The sequence below is a fragment of the Olleya aquimaris genome (genome assembly GCF_003259525.1).
In the GTDB taxonomy this organism is placed as follows: Bacteria; Bacteroidota; Bacteroidia; order Flavobacteriales; family Flavobacteriaceae; genus Olleya; species Olleya aquimaris.
Genome location: NZ_QLLO01000005.1, coordinates 117,370 through 135,678, shown reverse-complemented (window position 1 = coordinate 135,678; position 18,309 = coordinate 117,370). Strand labels below are relative to the sequence as shown.

21 protein-coding genes are annotated in these 18,309 nt (G+C 31.8%); 14 read left to right on the top strand and 7 right to left on the bottom strand.

Annotated features, from left to right (window positions below; all coding sequences use genetic code 11):
* The first annotated feature begins 20 nt into the window (after positions 1 to 20).
* The 7 genes from LY08_RS08535 to LY08_RS08505 all read left to right on the top strand — a co-directional run bounded on the left by LY08_RS08535 (position 21) and on the right by LY08_RS08505 (position 5,560).
* Positions 21 to 431, top strand: a complete 411-nt coding sequence (locus tag LY08_RS08535; RefSeq protein WP_111660036.1) for an RrF2 family transcriptional regulator — start codon at positions 21 to 23, stop codon at positions 429 to 431.
* Positions 432 to 556: 125 nt separating this feature from the next.
* The gene (locus tag LY08_RS08530) at positions 557 to 808 is read left to right on the top strand and encodes a DUF2061 domain-containing protein (protein WP_111660035.1); all 252 of its coding nucleotides are present in this window, start codon (positions 557 to 559) and stop codon (positions 806 to 808) included.
* 1 nt (position 809) lies between these two features.
* Positions 810 to 1,421, top strand: a complete 612-nt coding sequence (locus LY08_RS08525) for a phosphoadenosine phosphosulfate reductase domain-containing protein (protein ID WP_111660034.1) — start codon at positions 810 to 812, stop codon at positions 1,419 to 1,421.
* 10 nt (positions 1,422 to 1,431) lie between these two features.
* Complete coding sequence (gene cysD / locus LY08_RS08520) at positions 1,432 to 2,337, top strand: sulfate adenylyltransferase subunit CysD (protein WP_111660033.1); 906 nt, start codon at positions 1,432 to 1,434, stop codon at positions 2,335 to 2,337.
* Positions 2,338 to 2,420: 83 nt separating this feature from the next.
* Positions 2,421 to 3,668, top strand: coding sequence for a sulfate adenylyltransferase subunit 1 (locus LY08_RS08515; RefSeq protein WP_111660032.1), 1,248 nt, complete (start codon positions 2,421 to 2,423; stop codon positions 3,666 to 3,668).
* A gap of 58 nt (positions 3,669 to 3,726) precedes the next feature.
* Entirely contained in the window at positions 3,727 to 4,815 is a 1,089-nt protein-coding gene (locus LY08_RS08510; protein WP_111660031.1) for an acyloxyacyl hydrolase, read from the top strand.
* 1 nt (position 4,816) lies between these two features.
* Positions 4,817 to 5,560 carry a head GIN domain-containing protein gene (locus LY08_RS08505; protein WP_111660030.1) on the top strand — a complete coding sequence of 248 codons (744 nt, stop codon included), beginning with the start codon at positions 4,817 to 4,819 and terminating at the stop codon, positions 5,558 to 5,560.
* 95 nt (positions 5,561 to 5,655) lie between these two features.
* On the opposite strand, the gene LY08_RS08500 is transcribed toward LY08_RS08505, so the two are convergent.
* The 6 genes from LY08_RS08500 to gldA all read right to left on the bottom strand — a co-directional run bounded on the left by LY08_RS08500 (position 5,656) and on the right by gldA (position 10,068).
* The gene (locus tag LY08_RS08500; RefSeq protein ID WP_146603207.1) at positions 5,656 to 6,213 is read right to left on the bottom strand and encodes a hypothetical protein; all 558 of its coding nucleotides are present in this window, start codon (positions 6,211 to 6,213) and stop codon (positions 5,656 to 5,658) included.
* 197 nt (positions 6,214 to 6,410) lie between these two features.
* The gene (locus tag LY08_RS08495; protein ID WP_146603206.1) at positions 6,411 to 6,953 is read right to left on the bottom strand and encodes a hypothetical protein; all 543 of its coding nucleotides are present in this window, start codon (positions 6,951 to 6,953) and stop codon (positions 6,411 to 6,413) included.
* A 342-nt stretch (positions 6,954 to 7,295) separates the two neighbouring features.
* Positions 7,296 to 7,769, bottom strand: a complete 474-nt coding sequence (locus LY08_RS08490; RefSeq protein ID WP_111660027.1) for a hypothetical protein — start codon at positions 7,767 to 7,769, stop codon at positions 7,296 to 7,298.
* Positions 7,770 to 7,917: 148 nt separating this feature from the next.
* The gene (locus LY08_RS08485) at positions 7,918 to 8,589 is read right to left on the bottom strand and encodes a hypothetical protein (RefSeq protein ID WP_111660026.1); all 672 of its coding nucleotides are present in this window, start codon (positions 8,587 to 8,589) and stop codon (positions 7,918 to 7,920) included.
* A 40-nt stretch (positions 8,590 to 8,629) separates the two neighbouring features.
* Positions 8,630 to 9,043, bottom strand: a complete 414-nt coding sequence (locus LY08_RS08480) for an FEKKY domain-containing protein (protein ID WP_111660025.1) — start codon at positions 9,041 to 9,043, stop codon at positions 8,630 to 8,632.
* 131 nt (positions 9,044 to 9,174) lie between these two features.
* Positions 9,175 to 10,068, bottom strand: a complete 894-nt coding sequence (gene gldA, locus LY08_RS08475) for a gliding motility-associated ABC transporter ATP-binding subunit GldA (RefSeq protein ID WP_111660024.1) — start codon at positions 10,066 to 10,068, stop codon at positions 9,175 to 9,177.
* Positions 10,069 to 10,370: 302 nt separating this feature from the next.
* Between gldA and LY08_RS08470 the strand changes: the two genes are divergently transcribed.
* The 4 genes from LY08_RS08470 to LY08_RS08455 are packed head-to-tail and all read left to right on the top strand — an operon-like array spanning position 10,371 to position 14,329.
* Entirely contained in the window at positions 10,371 to 11,198 is an 828-nt protein-coding gene (locus LY08_RS08470) for a prephenate dehydratase (RefSeq protein WP_111660023.1), read from the top strand.
* The gene (locus tag LY08_RS08465; protein WP_111660022.1) at positions 11,195 to 12,337 is read left to right on the top strand and encodes a pyridoxal phosphate-dependent aminotransferase; all 1,143 of its coding nucleotides are present in this window, start codon (positions 11,195 to 11,197) and stop codon (positions 12,335 to 12,337) included. Before LY08_RS08470 ends, LY08_RS08465 begins: the two co-directional genes overlap by 4 nt.
* Entirely contained in the window at positions 12,334 to 13,188 is an 855-nt protein-coding gene (locus LY08_RS08460) for a prephenate dehydrogenase (RefSeq protein ID WP_211305924.1), read from the top strand. Before LY08_RS08465 ends, LY08_RS08460 begins: the two co-directional genes overlap by 4 nt.
* 58 nt (positions 13,189 to 13,246) lie before the next feature.
* Complete coding sequence (locus LY08_RS08455; RefSeq protein WP_111660021.1) at positions 13,247 to 14,329, top strand: bifunctional 3-deoxy-7-phosphoheptulonate synthase/chorismate mutase type II; 1,083 nt, start codon at positions 13,247 to 13,249, stop codon at positions 14,327 to 14,329.
* 45 nt (positions 14,330 to 14,374) lie between these two features.
* Here LY08_RS08455 and LY08_RS08450 read toward each other — a convergent pair whose 3' ends face one another.
* Positions 14,375 to 14,848 carry a hypothetical protein gene (locus LY08_RS08450; RefSeq protein WP_111660020.1) on the bottom strand — a complete coding sequence of 158 codons (474 nt, stop codon included), beginning with the start codon at positions 14,846 to 14,848 and terminating at the stop codon, positions 14,375 to 14,377.
* 80 nt (positions 14,849 to 14,928) lie between these two features.
* Between LY08_RS08450 and rsgA the strand changes: the two genes are divergently transcribed.
* The 3 genes from rsgA (at position 14,929) to LY08_RS08435 (ending at position 18,307) form a co-directional block, all read left to right on the top strand.
* The gene (rsgA, locus tag LY08_RS08445; protein WP_111660019.1) at positions 14,929 to 15,879 is read left to right on the top strand and encodes a ribosome small subunit-dependent GTPase A; all 951 of its coding nucleotides are present in this window, start codon (positions 14,929 to 14,931) and stop codon (positions 15,877 to 15,879) included.
* Entirely contained in the window at positions 15,880 to 16,332 is a 453-nt protein-coding gene (gene dtd / locus LY08_RS08440) for a D-aminoacyl-tRNA deacylase (RefSeq protein WP_111660018.1), read from the top strand.
* A 70-nt stretch (positions 16,333 to 16,402) separates the two neighbouring features.
* The gene (locus LY08_RS08435) at positions 16,403 to 18,307 is read left to right on the top strand and encodes a DUF3857 domain-containing protein (protein ID WP_111660017.1); all 1,905 of its coding nucleotides are present in this window, start codon (positions 16,403 to 16,405) and stop codon (positions 18,305 to 18,307) included.
* The last annotated feature ends 2 nt before the right edge of the window (positions 18,308 to 18,309 follow it).

Sequence of the window (18,309 nt, the reverse complement as noted above, 5' to 3'; positions counted from 1 at the left end):
TAAAAGATTACTTTTGTATTATGCTTTCTAAAAAAACAAAATACGGAATTAAAGCACTAACCTATTTGGCTAAACAGGATAGAAATGTACCAGTACAAATAGCGACGATTTCAGAAAGCGAAAATATTTCACTTAAATTTTTAGAAAGTATCTTACTTACCCTTCGTAAAAATGGTTTTTTAGGGTCTAAAAAAGGAAAAGGTGGTGGTTACTATCTATTAAAAGATCCAAAAGATATCCCAATGACTACTGTAATGCGTGTCCTTGAAGGTCCAATTGCTATGATACCTTGCGTGAGTTTAAATTTTTACGAAAAATGCGCAGATTGTCCAGATGAAAATGCTTGCGCAGTTCATATGCTTATGCTAAAAGTAAGAGATAATACGCTGCAAATTTTTAGAAATACAACCTTAGCAGATTTATCTATTTAATAAATTCTCATTTTTTTCGTCTAATTTTTTAATTATTAATAGTGGTTTTTTATATATAAATCAATAGGTTTGCATTTATCCTATTAAATCGATAGGGTAAAAAGATTAATAAAATATTTCTATATATGGAAAGCGTAATACATTCTGACATTAGCTTAAAAAAAGAGGGTGAAGTTTCAGAAGAAAAAATTAAAAGAAGTATTGTTAAAACGATAAGTTGGAGAGTTGTTGGTACACTTGCAACAATTGTCATTTCTTATCTAATTACTGGGACGTTGGCTTTAGCATTTTCAATTGGAGGAATAGAATTAGTGTCTAAAATGGTACTGTATTTTTTTCATGAGCGTGCTTGGGGAAAAATAAAATGGGGAAAATAAAATGGTAGATATTGAAAAAATAAATAAAGAGTTAAGTAACAAAACGCCACAACAAATTATAAACTGGGCATTAAGTGTGGCTTCTAAACCTGTTGTTACTACTAATTTTAGACCTTATGAAGCTGCAATATTGTATGCTGTTTCTTCAGAATACAAAGAGATACCTGTTATCTGGTGTGATACAGGTTACAATACTCCAAATACTTATAAGCATGCAGAAGTATTAATAAAACAGTTACAGTTAAATATTAAATTATATGTACCTAAACAAACAGCAGCACATCGTGATGTGGTATTGGGTATTCCGTCTGTTAACCAGCCAGAACATAAATTATTTACAGAACAGGTTAAACTAGAACCTTTTAATCGCGCAATGCAAGAGCATAATCCAGATGTTTGGTTTACTAATTTACGAAAAGGGCAAACCGCTTTTAGAGACAGTATTGACATTGTATCTAAAGGGGCTAATGGAGTTTTAAAAGTAAGCCCGTTTTATCATTACACAGACGCAGCACTAGATGCTTATTTAAACAAATATAATTTACCAAATGAGTTTGTCTACTTTGACCCAACTAAGCAATTAGAAAATAGAGAGTGTGGTTTACATGCTTAATGTATAGATTATGAAAAAAGACACTTCAACCATCAATCCCTTAGAAAATGAAGCTATTTATATCTTTAGAGAGGTTGCAGCACAATTTGAAAAACCTGTGTTGTTGTTTTCGGGAGGAAAAGATTCAATTACGCTAGTTAGATTAGCACAAAAAGCATTTTATCCAGCAAAAATTCCGTTTCCATTAATGCATATAGACACAGGTCATAATTTCCCTGAAACGATTGAATTTAGAGACCGTCTAGTCAAAGAATTAGACTTAGAATTAATTGTAAGACACGTACAAGATTCTATAGATGAAGGTAAGGTTAAAGAAGAGTCTGGTAAATATGCTAGTAGAAATAGCCTACAAACCACTACGCTTTTAGATGCTATTGAAGAATTTAAATTTGATGCTTGTATTGGAGGCGCAAGACGTGACGAAGAGAAAGCAAGAGCTAAAGAACGTATTTTTTCTGTGCGTGATGATTTTGGTCAGTGGGACGAAAAAAACCAACGTCCAGAATTATTCGATATGCTTAATGGTCAAATAGAATTGGGTCAAAACGTACGTGTGTTTCCTATTTCTAATTGGACAGAATTAGATGTGTGGTCTTATATCCAAAAAGAAAACATAGAAATTCCTTCCATTTATTTTGCACATACCAGAGCAACATTTTTAAGAGATGGACTTATTTGGTCTGCAGATGATGAGGTAGTTTATAGAGAAGAGGATGAGGTTGTTGAAAACCGATTAGTTCGATTTAGAACGGTTGGTGATATGAGTTGCACAGCTGCTGTGCTATCTGATGCAGATGATATTGCAACTGTAGTCCAGGAAATTAAAAATTCGACTATTTCCGAGAGAGGTGCTAGAATTGACGATAAACGTTCTGAAGCAGCAATGGAAAAGCGTAAACAACAAGGGTATTTTTAGAAATTTGCCTTGCAAATTTTGCTCATAGCTATAGGCTTCTAGCCATTAGCTAATTATTAACAAAAAGCTAAAGCCAATAAAAAATGGAAGTTTTAAAAATAGCAACAGCAGGAAGTGTAGACGACGGTAAAAGTACTTTAATAGGACGATTACTTTACGATACAAAATCTTTAACATCAGATAAATTAGAAGCTATAGAAAAAACAAGCAAACAAAAAGGATACGATTACTTAGATTTTTCGTTAGCTACAGATGGATTAGTAGCAGAAAGAGAACAAGGTATCACTATAGATGTTGCTCATATTTACTTTTCTACACAAACCAAAAGTTACATTATTGCAGATACACCAGGTCACGTAGAGTATACCAGAAATATGGTTACTGGTGCGTCAACCTCACAAGCTGCTATTATTTTAATAGATGCTAGAAAAGGTGTGATAGAGCAAACCAATCGTCATTTTTTTATTAATAATTTATTAAGGATTAAAGATGTTATTGTTGCTATAAATAAAATGGATTTGGTAGATTTTTCAGAAGAAAAATACAATCAAATTAAAGCAGATTTTTCTCAATTAATGCAAAAACGAGATTACAAAGACCAAAACATTACTTTTATTCCTGTTAGTGCTTTAAAAGGGGATAATGTGGTAAATAAATCAATCAACACACCTTGGTACAAAGGACAAACCTTGTTAGAACATTTAGAAGTATTAAATCATGACGATGTTTTCAATACAGGAACACCAAGGTTTCCGGTGCAATATGTAATTCGTCCTAAAACAGAACAATTTCATGATTTTAGAGGCTATGCAGGAAAAGTTTATGGTGGTCAATTAAGTGTAGGTGATCAAGTTGTGGCATTACCTTCTAAAACAACTTCTACAATTAAAGACATTTATGTGTATGACCAAAAGTATGAAACTGCTTCTAGACGATCTTCAGTGACTATTACATTAGAAGATGATATTAATGTAAGTCGTGGCGATATGTTGGTTAAAGTGAATGATTTGCCTACAATAGATAAGCAATTTACTGCAACCATATCTTGGATGGATTCTCAAAGCCTAAGAACAGGAAATAAATATGTTTTGCAGCATGGTGTACACAAAGTGTTAGCTAGAGTAGAGACTATTAATCATAAAATTAATCCAGATTATTCTGGAGTAGAAGATAATGTATCGGCTTTAACTATGAATGATATCGCATCGGTATCTTTTAAATTAAATAAAGCCATTTATTATGATTCTTTCATAAAACACAGAACAAATGGATCTTTTATTTTAATAGACACACAGTCAAACAATACTGTTGGTGCTGGTTTCATTCAATAGTAAATTAAGTAATCTTTAGTTAAATTATTTACATATTTTTGCTTCATATTTTATCTCCATGAAGCAACTACTAGTTTGCATTTTATGTTTTAGTTTTAACTTAGTTTTTTCTCAGGAAAAAGCTTTTTCATCTTTTGATTTAAATTTTTTTCAAGGTAACATTACAGAACATAACAGTGATATCTCTCATTTAATTACGGGTCACCCTTCTGGATTTATTTTAAGTTACAATCAAAAAACCTTTGGGAATCAAGCTTGGCAAAGCCGATATAATTTTCCGGATTATGGCGTTTCATTTATTTATCAAGATTTAAAAAATCAGTTTTTAGGCGATAATTTAGGTGTATATGCACACTATAATTTCTATTTTTTTAAACGTCATCTTATGTTTAGAATTGGTCAAGGTTTAGCTTATAATACTAACCCTTACCACAAAGTAGATAATTATCGTAACAATGCATTTGGGACTAGATTATTAAGTAGTACCTACTTGATGCTTAATTATAAAAAAGAAAATCTGTTTAATGGTTTTGGACTGCAAACAGGATTGTCTTTAATCCATTATTCCAATGCCAATATTAAAGCACCTAATAGTTCTATAAATAGCATCACGTTTAATTTGGGTGTTAATTATAATTTAGATGCAGACAACACTCCAGAATACATTAAGCATGTAGATGAAAAATATACCGAAAACATCAAATACAATCTAGCCTTTAGAACAGGAGTTAACGAGAGTGATATTATAGATTCTGGTCAGTATGCGTTTTACATCCTGTCGGCTTATGCAGACAAACGTTTAAACCAGAAAAGTGCTATACAGTTGGGTACAGATGTGTTTTTCTCCAATTTTTTAAAGACACATATTAGGTACAAATCGGTAGCGTTTCCGTTAGATAATGTGTCTGGAGACGAGGATTATAAACGTGTTGGTGTGTTTGTTGGTCACGAATTATTTATTAGCAAGACTTCGTTAATTACACAATTAGGATATTATGTGTATTATCCATTTGATTTTGAGGGACGTGTGTATAACAGAATAGGATTAAAACGTTATTTTAGTAACAAATGGTTTGGTGCATTAACCCTTAAATCTCATGGTGCTAAAGCTGAAGCGGTAGAAATAGGACTAGGAATAAGACTGTAACATGAAAAACATAATATACATACTAACTGTAGTTATTTTATTAGGATGCAATTCTAGTAACGCTCCAGACTGCTTCCAAAATGCAGGAGATATTATTCAGCAGGAAGTGGTTGTACCAGAGTTTACAAAAATTACTAGTTTTAAAAATGTCGAATTATTTGTCTCTCAAGGCGTCACACAAAGTGTTGTAGTTGAAATAGGCGAATTTTTAATAGATGATATAGACATTAAAGTCGAAGACGATAGACTGCTTATTAAAGACAATAACACCTGTAACCTAACTAGAGATTACGGAATCACCAAAGTGTATGTAACCACACCAAACCTTACCGAAATTAGAAACAGTAGTACCTTAGACGTCCACAGTTTAGGTATTTTAAATTTTGAGAATTTAAAACTTCTATCCGAAGATTATTCTGGAGATTTTTATAACGTTGGTAATTTTAATATCCAAGTCAATTGTACAGATTTATTGGTGGTCATTAACAATTTGACGACCACAACCATTTCTGGAACAGTGGACAATTTAAGGGTCACACATGCATCTGGAGATGGACGTTTTGAAGGCAGACAACTTATTGCGCAACAGGTAACTATTTTTCATCGTGGTAGTAATGATATTATCGTTAATCCACAACTAAGCCTAACAGCTAATTTAGTAAGTACAGGAGACGTTATTGCTGTTAATACACCTTTAAGTATTGATATTACAGAGCAGTTTGATGGACGTGTAATTTTTGAGTAGCATTCCTGCGAGTTTACCGAGCTTGTCGAAGTGCAGGCAGGAATCTTATTAGATTTTATTTGTTTTATGGTGTTGTAGTGCGTTTTTTACTTCTATTAATAATCAAATTTATAGGTGTTTGTTGTTTGTTTTTTTGCCCAATTTTCAAATTCTAAATTTACAGACACTTCTTGAGTTCCGTGAATTTTTTCTTTATAATCAAAAGTTGTTGAGTATTTAATTCCGTACTTTTCTAGTACTTCATCTATTTTTCTTTTTTCCAATTGCGCTTTTTTATTCTTTTTTCTAAATCTATTCAGTTTCGAGTAAGCAACTATTAGGAATGTAAATCCACTTGCAATTATTCCAATTTTTGCAGTCCAAAGGAATAGGCTGTATATAGTCCAACTAGGAAATAAATATCCGCCAACTATTAAAGAAAAACCAATAATTATAGTTGTGTAAAAAGTCAAATGTTTAGATTTTTTATTTCTGCGTATTATATCCAATTCGAGATTTGCAACTTCTAATTTTTCTTTAAATTTTTTGTCAAAAATAATTTTAGAACAAGTGTTATTAAAGTCAGGATTTTTATTGGTCAGTTTACAGGTTAAACCTTTTTCAAGACTAGTCATTTCGTTCTCGCATAAATTACAATGTCTTGCTAAAATCATTAAAATTTCTGTTCAAGTTTTAGTTAGTTTCTCACCTTCGAAGTGTTTTGGAAAATGCACCACATCGGTCTCGGCTATTAGTAGTTGCATGGTAAAACACCTAATTTAGCAAATAAAATGCGAATAGAAAATCCGCGAGGATTTTTGTAAGTAGGCTCGAACTAGTAAATAATTATATATAATGTTGGTAAAAGAATTTATTCTTTTATAATTGGATTAAATGGTATTCCAAATAAACCATTTTGCATTTCTATTTTAATTTCTTGTTTATCATAAATTAATTCAAACTCTTTTTTGTTCAAATATAATTTGTCAATTGGCCCATCATATTTTCTGTTCGGAATTATACCATAAGCAAAATTTTGCGTATCACTACTATTCTTATAAGTTACAGTAAAATTTTCATTTATAGACTCATTACTTGAAATTCTATTTACTTTAAGTCCAATAGCTAAAACGAAGTCAGAAATAAGAGGATAAATAATAATACACATCAACACTATGTATAAAAGGTGAGATATTTTATTCCAGATTTTTCCCTCATATTTAGTTTGTTCAAATATTCCCCTGAAGGTAATTGCTATGCTCAAAATTATCGAAATTGGCATTATTGATTTTGTGAAATTCCTTATATCGCTTTTTAAATATAATTCTGACTCATTCGGCAATAAATAGAAACTATTAAGCAAAAAGATTGTAACAAGGAGAAACGCGGTTATTTTTCTGACGTGTTTTTTCATATTATTGCCAACGTGTTTGGAATTGGTTAGTAGCGTGTTTAAGTACTAAAATTAGCAAATAAATCATAGATAGAAAATCTGCGAGAATGTTCGTAAGTCGGCAGTAAATAAGCAACTAATTATACACGGTGTTGCCCACAGTTATTTATTCCGATTAAAGTTTGGTTCAAATTTTCTTTTGATAATTAATTTTTTCTTATGAATTAAAAAGAAAAAATAGCCAATGTAGCTGAATATCAAAACTATCCCAATCCAAATATATTTGTCTCGTTTGTACTTAAAATTTAAAAACCTTAACTCTAATAGAAATAAAACGAAAAATACAATTCTGAAATACAGCATTTACAAGACAGTTATTTTTTTAGAAATGTATTTCTCAATCAGTTCCTTGTCCGTTTTATTTTTTATTATTAATAATTCGTTGTTTTTATGTGTCCGATAATTCATTAAGAATTTCGTTTTTCCGCTACGAGTCAATTCCGAGTATTCAAATCGGTTTGGGTCAAATTTTTCGGTTATCAATTCCGTTTTTTGAGTTCGGTCAAGTATTTTTTTCAGTCGAATTATTTTTCCACTTTTCGCGTCAATTTTTAATTCCGAATAATAAATCCACGATGCAAATCGATAAAGAATGTATCCAATTAAAGTCAAAATCGCCACAAAAATTCCGATTCCAATTCCGAGTAACCAAATCAACAGTAGGAATGAAGCTGAAGTCCATACAATTAGTTCTTTCCACTTAAATGGAATTCGGTCACTTAAAGTATGAACGTGTCCATTTTTCGAAATTCGGAAGTAATCTTCGTGTTCGTTCATAATTGTTTACAACGTGTTTGTGTATGGTTAGTTGCGTGTTTAAGCAACTAATTTAGTAAACAAAAACGAACGCGAGAAAATTCCGAAGGAATTTTCCAAATAAGCAACGACCAAAGCAATTAATTATACTCGTTGTTGTGCATAGTATTTATTGAAAATCAGTTGAACTTATTTCTACTTGATATTCATATAATTCCGACGTATTATTTAGTGGAATTGTGATAGAATGATTCAAATATGGACTCGTAGTAAGAATTTGAAAATTAATTTCATTCTCTACATTTTTATCGACCCAAATTCTTCTAACAGAATTTTGATTTAATGCTGGTATTGGGTCAATTTGTCTCGAAGGATGTTGCTTATGTATGTGTATTTCTTGATTTATTTCATCAGAAGTAATAATTCTTAAATCTATTGGATAAAGTCTTAAAGCTTCAAAATTTTGTTCTTTTTGGGTTCCAATATTTTCTTCTTGAATAGATTCCGTTAAATTAGGTATATGTACTTGTTCGTTGAAATCAAGTTGTATTTGATATAGATTGCCATTTCCAGTTGTATTAAATGGTAAACTATATTCTCCATTTATGTCAGTTGTTGTTGAATCAACAAATCCTTGAAAAATATAACTGATTCCAGAAGGCACTCCTATAGTTTTGTATTCGCCTATCTTTATTTTTTCATTTACTATTGGTATATCGTTCGTTGAATCATAAATTTTACCATATACCAATGTCTCAATATTTGCAGGAATTGGTTCTTTTTCACAGCTTATTAATAGAAGTGAAAAAAGGGACAAAATAAAAATCAATTTATTCTTCATAGCAGTAGGTTTATATTATGCACAACGTTGTTGTGTATAGTTAGTTCATTCCGATTGCGCCATCTCTGATTTCATTACGCCATTTTTTACCGTACTTTTTATCCAAATAAGTAAAAATGGTTTGGTTATATTCCTCTTCGTTTTCATCTTCTCCCATTCTAATACAACCTTGACTAAAGAATTCGACCGAATATTTCTTTTGAAAAGCAATATCTATTTCATTGTCGAAATCAGGCATTCCACCAAAGCCACCTGGAAATAAAATCCGAATATTTTCTTCCTTAATAGCTTTTTTAGCACCTTCAATATTAAAATCAGATTTAAACTCAACTTTTACCGTATGAGTAAAAATCGGTTTTTTCAATTCGGTTGAATCTTTTTCCGATTGCGCATTAATTCCGCAAGTCATAAGACTGCAAAATATTATCAAATATGTATTCTTCAGTTTTTTCATAATTATACACAACTCGTTATAAAACAACTTTTTATTAACCATATCCCGAAAATAATTCTGGTTATAGTTATTTTAATTACTGTCATCCTATAACTTAAGGATGCATCAATTACAGTAATTAAATATAATAATTAAGCTGTTAATTCTCTAAACAAACTTTCCAAACTCGCATTTTTCTGGTTCAGTTGTAAGATTTTCAACTCGTTATCATGAGCAAAATCAAACACATGACTACGCATGTCTTCTGTGGTAGAAAAGGTGATTTCGTAAATAAAATCGTGTGTGTTTTTAACGCTTTTAACGTGTGGTAACTTTAGTAAAAAAGCATCTTCAACTCGGTAATCAAACTCGACAATAACAATTTGTTCTTGACCGTCGCGTAGTTCTTGTAGTTTTTTATTGGCTACAATTTCGCCTTTATTAATAATAATAACACGATCGCACATGGCTTCTACCTCTTGCATGATGTGTGTGGATAAAAACACGGTTTTGTCTTTGCCTAAGTTTTTAATTAACTGTCTAATGTCTATTAATTGGTTTGGGTCTAAACCTGTAGTAGGCTCGTCCAGAATTAAAACTTCTGGATCATGCAATAAGGCATTGGCTAACCCAACACGTTGACGGTAACCCTTAGAGAGTTGACCTATAGTTTTATGGGCTTCTGGTGTTAAACCTGTTAATGTAATTACCTCTTCAACTCTAGCTTTATCTACTTTATAGACACTAGCATTAAAGGCTAAATATTCTCTAACGTATTGCTCTAAATATAACGGGTTATGCTCTGGTAAATACCCTACACTTTGTTGGACCTTTTGGGTTTGTGTTAAAATATCATGTCCATTAACTTGGGCTTGTCCTTCTGTAGGTTGGATGTAAGTGGTTAAAATTTTCATCATCGTCGATTTTCCAGCACCATTTGGGCCTAAAAAACCAACAATTTCTGGTCTGCTAATTTCAAAAGAAATATTGTTTAAAGCCTTTTGCTGGCCATAAACTTTCGTGATATTTTCAACTTTAATTGACATGGATAAAATTTGTATTCAAAAATAGACATTCTGTAATTTATTCCATAGTTTAATGGTAAATCTTTAATTCTTTATTAAAAACCACAAAAATAGAGACTTAGTATTTTGATTTGTCAATTTATTATTTACTTTAGCATCAGTATTTCAAATATGAGCAATTTTAACACTACATATTATAACTGGTTCTATTTCTTTTTTAGCAAAAAGAGCGAGACGTTATGTATGTAATTTAACAATATATGTATTTAAAAAGTCTCGATAATTATCGAGACTTTTTTTTATAAAAATTTTAAAGTTAACCATTGATAACATCAGTAGCCATACAAGGTATTAAAGGGTCGTTTCACCATATTGTGTCTCAACATTATTTTGAGACAGACATAAAGGTGTTTCCGTTTTTGTCCTTTGACCAAACTATAGACAGTGTCCTGTCTAAACAATCTGACGCAGCAATTGTGGCTATAGAAAACTCGATAGCTGGTTCAATCATACCTAATTATGCGCTAATTGATAACAATAATTTACACATTGTTGGAGAGTATTATTTAGATATTCAGCACAACTTAATGGCGTTGCCAAATCAAAGTATAAAAGATATTAAAGAAGTCTACTCACATCCTATGGCGTTGTTACAATGTAAAGACTTTTTTAAGCAATATCCACACATCAAATTAATTGAAGATAAAGATACTGCTGAGGTTGCAGAACGTATTAAAAACAACCAGTTACCAAACGTAGCAGCAATTGCTAGTACATTAGCTGCAGAGATTTTTGAGCTGACTATTTTAGCAGAAAGCATACAAACTATAAAACATAACGAGACACGTTTTGTTATTGTTAAACAGAAAAATTCTGAAATACCAGAACAGGACATTAACAAAGCCTCGATAAAATTTGAATTAGACCATAAAAGAGGAAGCTTAGCCACCATATTAAATGTGATGAGTGACTGTAAGCTAAATCTAACCAAAATACAATCCTTGCCAATTATTGAAACCCCTTGGAAATACGCTTTTTTTGTAGATGTCACGTTTCAGGACTACCAAGATTTTAAAAAAGCAAAATCCATTATGGATATTATGGCAACCCATTTTAAAGTGATTGGAGAATATAAAAATGCTAAACTATAATGGAGGTAGCAGACAGATTACATAGCGTACAAGAATATTACTTTTCTAAAAAGTTAAAAGAAGTCCATGCTTTACAAGCAGCAGGTAAACCTATTATTAACTTAGGAATAGGTAGTCCAGATTTACCACCACCAAGTCAGGTGGTTAAAGCCTTAACGGACAGCTTAACACATCCAACAGCGCATAAATACCAAAGCTATCAAGGCTTGCCAGAACTGCGTCAAGCAATTGCAGATTTTTATAAAGCGCACTATTACACACACATCAATCCAGATGCAGAGGTGTTACCTTTAATGGGAAGTAAAGAAGGTATCATGCATATATCGTTAGCTTTTTTAAATCAAGGAGATGGTGTGTTAATCCCAAATCCTGGCTACCCAACTTATGCAGCAGTCACTAAATTAGTGCAAGCTAATCCTATAACTTATAATTTAGACAGCAGTAATAATTGGTTGCCTAATATAGCAGAGCTAGAACAACAAGATTTAAGCAACGTCAAACTTATGTGGATTAGTTATCCGCATATGCCAACTGGTGCCAAAGCAACAAGAGCAGATTTAGAGCAGTTGGTAGCATTTGCAAAAAAGCACAATATATTGTTGGTAAATGATAATCCGTATAGCTTTATCTTAAATGAAACGCCTTTAAGTATTTTAAGCGTAAAAGGAGCTAAAGAGGTTTGTTTAGAGCTTAACTCGTTAAGCAAAACTTTTAATATGGCAGGATGGCGAGTAGGTATGGTTTTAGGAAGTAGTCAACATATTCAAGCCATTTTAAAAGTAAAAAGCAACATGGATTCTGGAATGTTTTACGGGTTACAAAAAGGAGCAATTGCTGCTTTAAAATGTACTAAATTATGGTACTCTAGCCTTAATAGTATTTATGAAAAAAGAAGACAATTAGTATGGCAATTAGCCACCAAATTAAATTGTACATTTAGTAAAGAGGCATCAGGATTATTTGTATGGGCAAAAGCACCAGAAGGAGTGACTTCAGAAGCTTTTATAGATACATTATTAATAGAAAAAAGCGTGTTTATAACACCAGGAATTATATTTGGAACACAAGGTGAAGGTTATGTAAGGTTTTCATTATGTGCATCTGATGAAGATATTGAAGAAGCAATAGCAAGAGTATGATACAAAATATATACATCATAGGTGTTGGATTAATTGGCGGAAGTTTGGCTTTAGACATCAAAAATAAACGTCCAGGAGTCAAGGTATTTGGTATAGATAATTCTCAAGACCATTTAAATCAAGCACTAGAATTAGGTGTCATTGACCAAAAAGCAACTTTAGAAGATTTAGATCAAGCAGATTTAGTGGTATTAGCCATTCCTGTAGATGCTTCAGTACAATTGTTACCTAAAATTTTAGATACTATTACAGACTTTGCTTTAGTAGCAGATGTTGGGTCAACCAAAGTAGATATTTGCAAAGTGGTAGAAAACCATCCAAAACGTCGTAATTTTTTAGCAATGCATCCCATTGCTGGAACCGAGTTTTCTGGACCAAAAGCAGCAGTCAAAGATTTGTTTCAGCATAAAACAAATATTATTTGCGAAGTAGAAAAAACAGCCTTCAAATTGCAAGAAAAAGCAGTCAATCTGTTTAACGATTTAGGAATGCGTATGCGTTACATGAATCCAGAATCTCATGACAAACACATTGCTTATGTATCGCATTTATCACACATTAGCGCATTTATGTTAGGTAAAACAGTAATAGCTAAAGAAAAAAACGAACGCGATATTTTTGATATGGCAGGTTCAGGTTTTGAAAGCACAGTAAGATTAGCAAAAAGTAGTCCAGCCATGTGGACACCTATTTTTAAACAAAATAAAGCCAATGTGGTAGACACTTTGGAAGATTATATAGCCAATTTAACTCATTTTAAAACGCTTATAGAAAACGACGATTTTGAAGGCGTGTATAACGAAATGAAAGACACGAATTACATCAAACAAATATTAAACGGAATACAATAACAGAAAACTGACTGGTCGAGCACAGTCGAGACCTTACAGAGAATTAAACAAAAATAAAATGGAAAACAAAAAAGAAATGAGAAACTGGTTGGATGACATGAAGTTGGACCATCCATTGGTAATTGCAGGACCATGTAGTGCAGAGACTGAAGAACAAGTATTAAAAATTGCTCACGAGCTTAAAGATACAGACGTTAGTTATTACAGAGCTGGAATATGGAAACCACGTACCAGACCAGGAAATTTTGAAGGTGTTGGTGCTTTAGGATTAAAATGGCTTAAAAAAGTAAAAGAAGAAACAGGTATGAAAACCTGTACAGAAGTTGCAAATACTGCACATGTTAAGTTAGCATTAGAAAACGATGTGGATTTACTTTGGATAGGTGCACGCTCAACGGTTAGCCCGTTTATCATGCAAGAGCTAGCAGATGCATTAGCAGGAACAGATAAAATTGTTTTGGTTAAAAACCCTGTTAATCCAGATTTAGCATTATGGTTAGGTGGTATAGAGCGTTTATATACTGCTGGAATTAAAAACTTAGGAGCCATCCACAGAGGATTTTCTACTTACGAGAAATCTAAATATAGAAATATACCAGAGTGGCAACTAGCAATCGAGTTTCAAAATAGATTTCCAGATTTACCTTTAATTAATGACCCATCACACATTACAGGAAAACGAGATATGGTTTTTGATGTGTCACAAACTGCATTAGATTTAAACTTTGATGGATTAATGATTGAGACGCATACAGATCCTGACAATGCGTGGAGTGATGCTGCACAACAAGTAACTCCTACAGCTTTAATACAAATGATGAAGGATTTAAAGATTAGAAAAGAAACAGATCCTGAAGCAGAGTACAATAACGAGTTGGCTAATTTAAGAGCGCAAATAGATGTGGTAGATAATCAAGTTATCGAATTGTTAGGAAAACGTATGAAAGTTGCAGACGGAATTGGTGCATTAAAAAAGCAAAAAAACGTAGCAGTTTTACAAAGCAAACGTTGGAATGAGATTTTAGGAAAAATGGTCTTAGAAGGTGAGCAAAAAGGATTAAGCGAAGAGTTTATTTTAAAACTTTTTAAAGCTATTCACCAAGAATCGATTAATCATCAAGAAAAAATATTAAAAAGCTAATATAAAAAAAGCCACTTTTTTAAAGTGGCTTTTTTTTGAGTTTAGTTATCGTTTAAATGTATATCTAGTAATGTATATACCCTTTCCGTCACCTTTTCCACCTTCACTTTCTACTCCTGTATTGATAAAAGCCAATTCCCAACCTTCAGCAATCATAGTATTTATTTTAGAAGTCATAATAGCATCATTAGTTGCAATGTTTTGAAATCTAATTCCACCTAGGTTATAAAAATTTAAAAGTTTAGTTTCTTCGTAATTTTTAATTCTAAGCTCATCTCTTTTAGATTTATTTTTTTCGTCTTTATCTTTATCATCAGATCTTAAGGTTGTAAATTCTTTGTAGTCTTTATCTTCTGTAGCAGATATCATTCTAGAACGTCCCAATCCATTAGGTACAATAGATTCTACAACAGTAACCACCTTGTACTCAACAGGAGCACTTTCTGCAGGTTTGTTAATAAATGAGAAAGAAATAAAGCCAGCTATGGCTAAAGCAAAAATTAAATAGTTTTTTTTCATTATAAAAATTTTAAATTAAGTTACTAAGTTAACAATTTACTTTGTTTAAAAAATCGTTATTTTGTAGCTTATTTAAATTAATGACAGGACGCGTTTATAAATCTACAGGAAGCTGGTACACCGTAAAGACCGAATTAGGTCAAACTTACGAGTGCAGAATAAAAGGAAAATTTAGACTAAAAGATATTAAAAGCACCAATCCAATTGCTGTTGGAGATTTTGTTGAGTTTGAATTGGATACCAAATCAGATCAAGAAACTGGTGTTATTAATAAAATTCATGACAGACAAAATTACATTGTCCGTAAGTCTGTTAATCTGTCTAAACAAACTCATATTATTGCCTCTAATATAGACCAAGTGTTTTTGTTAGTGACCATAGATAATCCTCCTACATTTACCAGTTTTATAGATCGGTTTTTGGTTACAGCAGAAGCCTATGATATTAAAGCAATTTTGTTGTTTAATAAAATAGATACCTACGATAACGACACCTTAGACGAGGTTAGGTATTTGGCTCATGTGTATCGTCAAATAGGTTATGAATGTATTGGTATCTCTGCAATAACAGGGAAAAATATTGATAAAGTTAAATCGTTAATGGAAGGTAAAGTAAGTATGTTTACTGGACATTCTGGTGTCGGAAAATCTACATTGGTAAATGCTATAGAGCCAAGCTTAGATTTAAAAACCAAAGAAATATCTATGCAACACATGCAAGGTCAACATACCACAACATTTGCAGAGATGTTTGATTTAAGTTTTGACGCTAAAATTATTGACACTCCTGGAATAAAAGGATTTGGAGTGGTCGATATGGAAAAAGAAGAAATAAGCGATTATTTTCCAGAATTTTTTAAGCTAAAACAAGACTGTAAATTTAATAATTGCTTGCATATAGAAGAGCCTAAATGTGCAGTTAAAGAAGCATTGGAAAATGATGAAATAGCAGCATCAAGATACAGAAGCTATGTGCAAATTATTGAAGGAGACGAAGAGCATTACAGAACAGATAATTGGAATCAAGAATAAATGAAAGCAGTTATTCAAAGGGTCTCAAAAGCTAGTGTTACTATTGACCAAAAGGTAGTTGCTAACATCAAAAACGGATTGTTAGTATTATTAGGGATTGTAGACCAGGACACCACAGAAGACATTAATTGGCTAGTCAATAAAATAGCTAATTGTCGAATTTTTAATGACGACAATCAGGTCATGAATCAATCACTTATTGATATAAATGGAGACGTTATTGTGGTTAGTCAATTTACGTTACATGCAAGCACAAAAAAAGGAAACAGACCTAGTTACATAAAAGCTGCCAAACCCAATGTGGCAATCCCACTATACCATCAATTTGTATCCCAGTTTGAAACCGTTACAGGTAAATCCATACAAACAGGAGAGTTTGGTGCAGATATGAAAGTGGAATTATTAAATGATGGACCTGTAACCATTATAATAGATTCTAAAAATAAAGAGTAATTAACAATAATTAAAAAAACACTTTTTACTTTTCCAACAATTTTTTTATATTAGATTTTAATTAAATTTAATGTCAATAAAAACACACTTAAAAAGTATAATTCTTATACTTTTTCTATCGCCAAACCTACTTGCTCAGGACAATTTTCAATCCATCTTAATTGATTCAGATTTAAAAGAAAATGCTAATGCTGTTATAAGATCTAGCACAATAGATATTGTAATAGAAGCTAAAGATCAATTAATTTTTAAAGAAAAACGAGTCGTTACCGTTTACAATGAATCAGGTCAAAGACACATAGGAGCTGTAGTATATTATGATGATTCAAAATCCATTAAAACACTTGAAGCAGAAATTTACAATGCTTTTGGAAAAGAAATCAAAACCTATAAAAAAAGAGATTTCTTAGACGTTAGTGTTGCAGATGGAGTTTCTATTTTTAATGATAACAGAGCAAAATATCTAGACCACACTCCAAATTCTTACCCTTACACAGTGGTTTTTAATTTAGAAACTATTTCTACAAATACAGCATTTATACCACAGTGGTTTCCTATTGATAATTACTATGTTAGTGTAGAGCATGCCTCATACCGCATTCAAAATCAAACAGATATAGAATTAGTTTATAAGGCTAATAACTTAGAGGAATACAATATTGAAGACCCTACAGATTTTCAATTTGAAGCTCATAATTTAAAAGCTATAAAAAGAGAAGCTTATAGTCCGTCTTTCACAAATTTTGCACCATCAGTAAAATTTGCACTCAAACAATTTAATATGCTTGGCGTAGAGGGTGAAAACACCAATTGGAATTCGTTAGGTAAATGGATGAGTGATAAACTAATTGATGGTACCCAATCACTTCCAGAAACCGTGAAAACAGAAATTAAAGCTTTAACTAGTGACGCTAAAACAGACTTAGAAAAGGCAAAAATTGTTTATAACTACATGCAAAACAAAACTCGTTATATCAGCGTGCAAGTTGGGATTGGTGGTTGGAAACCAATGTTTGCAAGTGATGTAGACAGGTTAGGATATGGAGATTGTAAAGGGTTGTCCAATTACACCAAAGCGTTATTGGATGAGGTTGGTGTAAAATCGTATTACACTATTGTATTTGGTGGATATGATATAAATGATATCGATCCAACCTTCTCTTCATTACAAGGTAATCATGCTATTTTGACTATTCCAGATAATGAAAATTATATCACACTAGAATGCACTAATCAGACCACACCTTTTGGTTACAATGCCAATTTTACTGATGATAGAGATGTGCTAATTGTAACACCAACTGGTGGTGAAATTATACATACAAAAGTATACACCAAAGAAGAAAACACCCAAAACAGTGAAGCCACAATACATTTAAACGCTTCAGGAGGATTTACCGCACAATTAAACATTAAATCTAAAGGAACGCAATATGGCAAGTACAGTAGATTTGAAACTCAAACAGAAAAAGAAAACAAGCTATACTACAAAGATTATTTTTCAGATATAAATAGTCTTAAAATAGATAATATGAGCTTTGTTAATGACAAAGAAGCAATAGTATTTGAAGAACAATTAGAGCTTAAGTCAGACGGATATGCGACTAAAGCAGGTAAAAGATTATTATTTCAGCCTAATGTGTTTAACAAATTTACTAAAGCACCACCAAGATATCCAAACAGAAAACTACCTTTTGAAATTGATAGAGGATTTATAGACATTGACCAATATAAAATCATACTGCCTGACAATGTTAAAGTAGAAGCGTTGCAGGACGATGTTGTTATTAAAAACAAATTTGGAGAATACCACTTTACAATAAAAAAAGTAGACGACAACACCTTAGAGTTTTACCGAAAAATAATAATCAATAAAGGACAGTTTTCAAAAGAAGACTATAAAGATTTTAGAAAATTTAGACTTGATGTGGTCAAGCATGACAAGTCTAAAATTGTATTACAAATAACCAATTAATT